Source organism: Rhodococcus sp. NPDC055112 (assembly GCF_053607505.1).
This window is the reverse complement of sequence record NZ_JBSGTR010000014.1, coordinates 82,975-89,650: the sequence shown is the minus strand read 5'-3', so window position 1 is coordinate 89,650 and position 6,676 is coordinate 82,975. Positions and strand designations below refer to the sequence as shown.

The window sequence follows — 6,676 nt, the reverse complement described above, 5'->3', positions numbered from 1 at the left end:
GTTGACGAGTCTCTGCACTCGTCAACCGCGCACGGGCGGCGGAGCCGCCTAGGGCAGGACCAGGATCTTCACGTGCGCCTCGGGGTCGCGCAGCGCGGTGAAGGCATCCGCCACGCCGTCCAGGCCGACCCGGCCGGTGATGATGGACTCGGCGTCGATCTCGCCGTCGGCCAGCCGCTGCAGGGTGATGCCGTAGGCGTTCTCGTACGGGCCGTGGCCGAAGTTGATCGCGATCCGGCGGAACTGCCCGACCACCGGAATGATCGTCTCGTCGGCGAACGGCGCCGCCAGCACCTGGATCCGCGAGTTGAACGGCATCGTGTGCATCAGGGTGCCCAGGATCCCGGCCCGGCCGCTGCACTCATACGCGATGAGGATGCCCGCGCCCGCCTGGCCCACGAGGGTGTTTCCCTCGGCGACCATCTGGTTCCACAGCTCGATGGGGTCCTGCTCGTTCGGGTCGACGACGATGTCGGCGCCCATCTTCGCGGCGAGCTCGCGCCGCTTCGGCGACGGCTCCGACGCGATCACCAGCTGCGCCCCGCGGGCCTTGGCCGCGACGATGGCGCCGAGCCCGATGGTGCCGCAACCGATCACCAGCGCCGAGTCGGCGGGGGTGAGGCCGGACTGCTGCATGTGCATCTCGCCGACGTGCAACGGTTCGGCCAGGGTGGCGTGCTCGAGCGAGAGCCCCTCGGGGACATGCCGGACCCAGAACGCATCGACGACGATGTGCTCGCCGAAGCCGCCGTGGTACTCGTTGGAGAAACCGATGATCTTCGGGATGCCGGTCGAGGTGTCGGTCGCCAGCCCGATGCCTGCCACCCGGTCGCCGACGGCGAAATCGGTGACGGCCGAACCGACCTCGGACACGATGCCCGCGTACTCGTGGCCGAGGACGACGGGCCGGTCGGTGTCGAAGGTGGCCAGCGGGTAGCCCGCGTTCTCGGCGACGTGCACAAACCGGCAGGGGTCCTTCGACATGCTCAGATCACTGCCGCAGATGCCGCAGGCGGTGACGTCGATGCGGAGTTGAGCGGGTGCGAGCGCGGGTGCGTCCTGGACCTCGGCGACGGTGAACGCGCCGTCGCTGAACTGTGCTGCCTTCATGCCTGTGCTCCTGCGGTCTCGGCGGGCTGGCCGTAGTAGTCGGTGTGTGCCTTGGTGATCGCGCCGATCAGGCCGCCGAGCAGGTAGTCGCGGTTGTCCTCGGCAAACTGGAGGCTGGCCTGGCGGCCGCGGTTGCGGTTCTTGAAGTGCGGGATCACCTCGGAGGCGAACAGGTCGTAGCTGCGCTTGGTGTCCTCCCAGTTCGCCATGTCGACGTGCAGGATCAGCATGGTGCCGAACCCGCCGGTCTTCTCGATCAGTCGCTCGATCTGGGCGATCGCCTCGTCCGGGGTGCCGATGATGGCCTGGCCGAATTCGCCGAGGGTGTCGTTGCGCCACTGGTCGATGATCCCCTTAGGGGTCTGCGCCCAGTCCGGGTTCTGACCGGTCTGCCGGTTGACGTATGCGGCCATCGAGTCGATCCGGCGGCTCACTGCGCGCTCCGCGTCGGCCCGCGTCTCGGCGAGGAACATCGGGTTGACCAGCCGCCAGGTGGACCGGTCGGCGACGTGCCCGTTCTCGGCGCAGACCTTCTCGTAGACGCCCCAGTTGCGGTCGAGGACGTCGAATCCGCTGGGGGAGCTGGCCGCGAGCGACAGCAGCGAGAGGCCGTGGGTCCCGGCGAGGACCGACCCGTTGGGGGACATCGTCGAGGCGGTCGCGATCTCGATGCCCGCGGGGTTGTAGGTGGGCAGCTGCGCGCGGGCATCGCGCAGGGTGAACCAGTCCGTCTCCATGTCGACGACCTCGCCGCGCAGCAGCGCAAGGATCGCCTCGAGGGCCTCGCCCTGCATCCGGCGCTGGTCCGAGGGGTTGATCCCCATCATGTGCGCGTCGAGCGGGATCTTGCCGGGGCCGGTGCCGAAGATCAGCCGCCCGCGGGTCTGCAGGTCGAGCTGCGTGATCCGGTCCGCGGTGATCAGCGGATGGTGGTAGGGCAGCGAGGTGACCCCGGTGCCGAACCGGATCCGTTCGGTCCGCTCCGCGGCCGCCGCGATGAACAAGTCAGGGGCGGGCACGATCTCGGCGCCGGTGGAGTGGTGTTCGCCCATCCACGCCTCGTCGAATCCGAGGTGATCGAGGTGTTCCATGAGGTCGATGTCACGGCGCAGCTGCAGCGCGGGATCGGCGTTCAGCGGGTGGTACGGCGCGAGGAAGGCGCCGAAGTTGATCGAATCGGTGGTCCACACGAGCGTCATCTCCTTGACAGGTGGGTGCCGGCCCTCTGGGAAGGCGTGGAGGGAAGCCGGCGCTTCAAAGTGAGCGGCATCACATCCGCCTGTTCGAAGTTCTACCACCGAATTGGATCAACTGATCCAAAAATCTCCCGCTGAGTGGACACCCGAGCGAAGGTGTTGATGTCAGGTCCCTGTCGGTGGGTCAGGAGCCGAGAAGTCGGTCGGCGCCGCCGACGACGAAGACGACGAGATCCTCGTAGAAGCTCGTCAGGTCCTCGGGGGAGAGGCGGCCCGCGCCGTGGCTCCATTCGTCGGCCCGGCTCAGTGCCTGGAGGAAACCCATCACGGAGATCGCCCAGCGGAGCGGTAGGCGGTCCGGGTCGGAGTGTGGATACGCGCGGCGGACCTGATCGAGCAGGCTCTCGTCGACGTGCTGGCCGGTGGCCTCGAGGGCCGGGTGGCCCTCCTGGGAGATCTGCGCGATGATCTTGACCCACCGCATGCCCCGGACGCGTTGTCGCAGTAAGAGTTCGAGGTAAGGCTCGGTGACCGCCCGAACCAGGGCGTCCGCGGTCGGCGGGACGGGCGATGCCGCGAGTCGGTCGACGTTGATCCGGATCTGGTCGCGGACCGCGCCGCCGAGATCGAGGAGGACCGCCGCCAGCAGGTCGTCCTTCGAGCCGAAGTGGTAGTGCACCGAGGCGGGCCCGAGCCCGGCCGCCGAGTTGATTGCCCGGACCGATACGGCGTCCACACCCTGGGTGGCGAAGAGCTTCTCGGCCGCCTTCACCAGGCGCATTCGGGTGGCGTTGCCCTGGCGGTTCTGGGTTGGGGTGGACATGTCGAGAGTTTCGCACACCCTTGACGAGATCTGGGTCATGGCATCAAATAGGTCGATCGATTCAATCAACTGATCCGATTATGTGGTCGGTCCTGGGAAGAGGTGGGTACGAGATGCAGCTCGAGGTGGACCTTCGCGCGGCCGAGGCGAGGGTGGAACTGACGGGGGTCGACGAGTTCACGAGTCTGGCGGTCACCGTGCGGGGCGAACGCGACTCGGATCGGGCCGCCGCCGCGCTTGGCGAGTGGGGCACCGTCGACGGCGACCACGTCTGGCTCGACATCGGCGCCCTCGAGGGGGCGGTGCGCAGCCACCCCTTGCGCGGCGAGGGCTGGCTGCCCCGGTTCGTTGCGATGATCGACTACGCGGAGTCCAAGGGCTGGGTGGATCCGGACCACAGGAGGGTCCGCGCGCACTGCGAGCAGGTTGCGGGCTAGAACACCCGGCCGTGGCGCGAGCGGTCCCGCAGGGCGGCGGCGCGCCAGGTCAGGACCGGGTGGCCGGACAGGATGTTCACCAGCCAGGGGAAGAACCCGCGCTCGGTGCGGGCCCGGTCCGCCATCTCGTCGAACCCGACCAGGCTCATCAGGTACTTGCCCGCGGCGAGGACGCCGATCGCCCCCGGTGCCCCGTGCGGGCGATTGCACAGCCCGTGGTTGTCGGCGGTGTACTCCTGCGCGCGCGAGAGCGAGGATCCGATGACCGGGATGTAGTTGGAGGCGAACATGCCGAGCTGGCGCCAGTAGGAGGTGTGGCCCGCCGCGATGTGTCCGACCTCGTGTCCGATGATGAACGCCAGCGCATCGGGATTGCGTGCCTGGCCGCCGATCTCGAACAGGTCGCTGTAGACCACCACGTACCGCCGGAAGCCGTGTCCGGAGGCGAACGCGTTGATCTGACCGTTGCCGAGGACGACATAGCCGTCGGGAACCTGCGGCATGCCGAAGCGCGCGGCCGCCTCGACCAGCATCCGGTAGCCGTCGGGGAACTGGGTCGGCGTCATCTTCACGCCGTTGACGCGCTGCGCGGCGTACATCTGGCCGCGGGCGAAGAACAGAAGGATCGGTGCGAGCAGCACGATGACTACCCACGGCTCCAGCGCGCCCGAGGCGATCAGCGCGATCGACACCAGGTAGGCCACCGCGGTGGTCGCGATCGACAGGACCAGCAACGGGATCTCGAGGTGGTGCCGGATCGGCATCCCCCACGGGGAGAGTCCTCGCGGCGGGAGCATCTGCGGCGGCGCGTACCCGGGGGCCGGGTGGACGGGCGAGTGATGCGTGATCGTGGGTGGGAACTGCTCCATGTGGACAAACCCTATTCATGGTCGGGTCCTGGGTCGCCGCGCCGACCTGTCAGAATCGACACATGCGCGTATACCTAGGTGCCGACCACGCAGGCTTCGAGCTCAAGAACCAGATCAAGGACCATCTCACCGCGAACGGCCACGAGGCCGTCGACTGCGGCGCCCACGTGTACGACGCCGTGGACGACTACCCGGCGTTCTGCGTCGAGGCCGCGCGCCGCGTGGTCGAGGACGAGGGCAGCCTGGGCATCGTGCTCGGCGGCAGCGGCAACGGCGAGCAGATCGCCGCGAACAAGGTGCCCGGCGCCCGCTGCGCGCTGGCCTGGAGCGTGGAGACCGCCCAGCTCGCGCGCCAGCACAACAAGGCTCAGCTGATCGGCATCGGCGGCCGGATGCATTCGCTCGAGGAGGCCCTGGCCATCGTCGACGCGTTCCTCGAGACCCCGTGGTCGGGCGAGGAGCGGCACCAGCGGCGCATCGACATCCTGTCGGAGTACGAGCGCACCGGCGTGCCGCCGGCCCTGCCCGAGGCCTGAGTGCCCGAGGGTCACACTCTCCACCGCCTCGCACGGGAGCACCAGCGACACTTCGCCGGTGCTCCCGTTCGTGTGTCCAGCCCGCAGGGCAGGTTCGAGTCCGGAGCGGCGAGCGTCGACGGCCGGGTCCTGGTCCGGGCCGAGGCGTGGGGCAAGCATCTGCTGCACCACTACGAGTCTGGCCTGATCGTGCACGTGCACCTCGGGCTGTACGGCAAGTTCACCGATCTCCCGCTGCCCATGGGCACACCGGTTGGCCAGGTTCGGATGCGGATGGTCGGTGCCGAGATCGGTACCGACCTGCGCGGGCCGACCGCCTGCGAGATCTATGACGAGCCCCAACTGCAGTCGCTGGCGGACCGGCTCGGCCCCGACCCGCTGCGTCCCGATGCGGATCCCGCCCGGGCGTGGCGCCGGATCTCCAAGTCGCAGACCGCGATCGGCGCACTGCTGATGGATCAGCAGGTGATCGCCGGGGTCGGCAATGTCTATCGGGCCGAGCTGCTGTTCCGGCACGGGATCAACCCGAACCGCCCCGGCGCGCGGCTGGGCTCGGCCGAATGGGATGCCATGTGGACCGACCTCGTCTCGCTGATGAAGGTCGGCGTCCGGCGGGGGAAGATGCACGTGGTTCGCCCCGAACACGACAACGGCGAGCCGGCGTACGCCAAGGACCGCCCGCGTACCTACGTGTACCGCCGAACGGGGTCGGCGTGCCGCGTGTGCGGCACGCCGATCGCTCATTCGGTCATGAAGGCGCGCAACCTGTTCTGGTGCCCGACCTGCCAGCCGGTCTGAGGCGTAAACGAGTTCGGCAGGATTTCGCCCGGGAAGCGGGTGAAATCCTGCCGAAATTCGTCAATCAGGCCTAGAAGCCGCCGAAGTCGCCGCCACCGAAGTCGCCGCCGCCGAAATCGCCACCGCCCCAGTCGCCACCACCGGCGTCGCCACCGAAGTCGCCGCCGCCCGCGTCGCCACCGGCGTCGGCGCCTGCATCGCCACCCTCGCCACCGGCGTCGCCGCCCGCATCGCCACCGCCCGCGTCGCTGCCGTCGCCCTGGCCGCTCTCGAAGGCCTGCGCGTCATAGGGCACCCCGGCCATACCGCCGAACATCGCAGAGAACAGGAACATCGAGCCCACGCCCCACGCGCCTGCGACGAGCGCCGGCTTCCACCAGGGCTCGGAGTACCAGCCGGCCGGGACGGGCCGCCCCGCGACGCGACCGCCCGGGTAGTAATTCGGCGTGCGCTGTGACGGGTTCGGGGAAGCCGAGACCTGACGGCCCTCGAACTCGATGTCCCTGTTCTCGGTCACCTCGCCCGCGGCGCGCTGGCCGTCGATGCTCGGAACCTCGGGGCCCGGGTCCATCCCCATCGCCGTTCGCGCGGCCCGGATGTAGTAGAGGCCTTCCAGCGCAGTCTGCTTCGCGAGGCGGGCCTGCGCCGGGCTGTTGGCCTGGTCGATCTGCGAGCCGGCCGCGATGTGGCGCTCGGACGCGTCGGCGAGGGCCTGCTTCGAGGCCATGTCGGTGCCGGTCAGGTTGTAGACCTGGCCGCCGAGTCGCTCGATCGCCTGGCGTGCGTCTGCCTTGGCGTCCTCGAGTTGGGTGGCGGTGTGGCCGACGGAGCGCTTCTGGCTTTTCATCACCAGGAACACGACGACACCGATGACGGCGAGGATCAGGAGGAGTTCCACTGGGGGCCT

Annotated in this window: 8 protein-coding genes; 3 read left to right on the top strand and 5 right to left on the bottom strand. The window is 69.0% G+C overall.

Translation table 11 applies throughout. From position 1 onward, the window contains the following. Positions 1-48 precede the first annotated feature (48 nt). From ACWFRB_RS10060 to ACWFRB_RS10050, 3 genes are all read right to left on the bottom strand, one after another. On the bottom strand, positions 49-1,110 hold the full coding sequence (locus tag ACWFRB_RS10060; RefSeq protein WP_452640667.1) for an alcohol dehydrogenase catalytic domain-containing protein: 1,062 nt from the start codon (positions 1,108-1,110) through the stop codon (positions 49-51). Continuing rightward, positions 1,107-2,309, bottom strand: coding sequence for an LLM class flavin-dependent oxidoreductase (locus ACWFRB_RS10055; RefSeq protein WP_452640666.1), 1,203 nt, complete (start codon positions 2,307-2,309; stop codon positions 1,107-1,109). The genes ACWFRB_RS10060 and ACWFRB_RS10055 overlap by 4 nt, the downstream gene beginning before the upstream one ends. A gap of 181 nt (positions 2,310-2,490) precedes the next feature. Then, positions 2,491-3,129: a TetR/AcrR family transcriptional regulator gene (locus ACWFRB_RS10050; protein WP_452640664.1), complete on the bottom strand. Its 639-nt coding sequence runs from the start codon at positions 3,127-3,129 to the stop codon at positions 2,491-2,493. Between the two features lie 113 nt (positions 3,130-3,242). Here ACWFRB_RS10050 and ACWFRB_RS10045 point away from each other — a divergent pair, with 113 nt between their 5' ends. After that, a complete protein-coding gene (locus ACWFRB_RS10045) occupies positions 3,243-3,566 on the top strand; it encodes a hypothetical protein (RefSeq protein ID WP_452640662.1) in 324 nt (107 codons plus the stop codon). Here the strand turns inward: ACWFRB_RS10045 and ACWFRB_RS10040 are convergent. Beyond that, a complete protein-coding gene (locus ACWFRB_RS10040; RefSeq protein ID WP_452640661.1) occupies positions 3,563-4,435 on the bottom strand; it encodes a M48 family metallopeptidase in 873 nt (290 codons plus the stop codon). The two genes, ACWFRB_RS10045 and ACWFRB_RS10040, sit on opposite strands and share 4 nt — an antisense overlap. A gap of 62 nt (positions 4,436-4,497) precedes the next feature. Between ACWFRB_RS10040 and ACWFRB_RS10035 the strand changes: the two genes are divergently transcribed. Both ACWFRB_RS10035 and ACWFRB_RS10030 read left to right on the top strand, forming a co-directional pair. Further along, on the top strand, positions 4,498-4,971 hold the full coding sequence (locus ACWFRB_RS10035) for a ribose-5-phosphate isomerase (protein WP_077042121.1): 474 nt from the start codon (positions 4,498-4,500) through the stop codon (positions 4,969-4,971). Beyond that, positions 4,972-5,769 (top strand): Fpg/Nei family DNA glycosylase, encoded by a 798-nt coding sequence (locus ACWFRB_RS10030; RefSeq protein WP_452640660.1) that lies wholly within the window; start codon positions 4,972-4,974, stop codon positions 5,767-5,769. 70 nt (positions 5,770-5,839) lie between these two features. Here the strand turns inward: ACWFRB_RS10030 and ACWFRB_RS10025 are convergent, their stop codons facing one another. Continuing rightward, positions 5,840-6,667 carry a DUF1542 domain-containing protein gene (locus tag ACWFRB_RS10025; protein WP_452640680.1) on the bottom strand — a complete coding sequence of 276 codons (828 nt, stop codon included), beginning with the start codon at positions 6,665-6,667 and terminating at the stop codon, positions 5,840-5,842. Positions 6,668-6,676 lie beyond the last annotated feature (9 nt).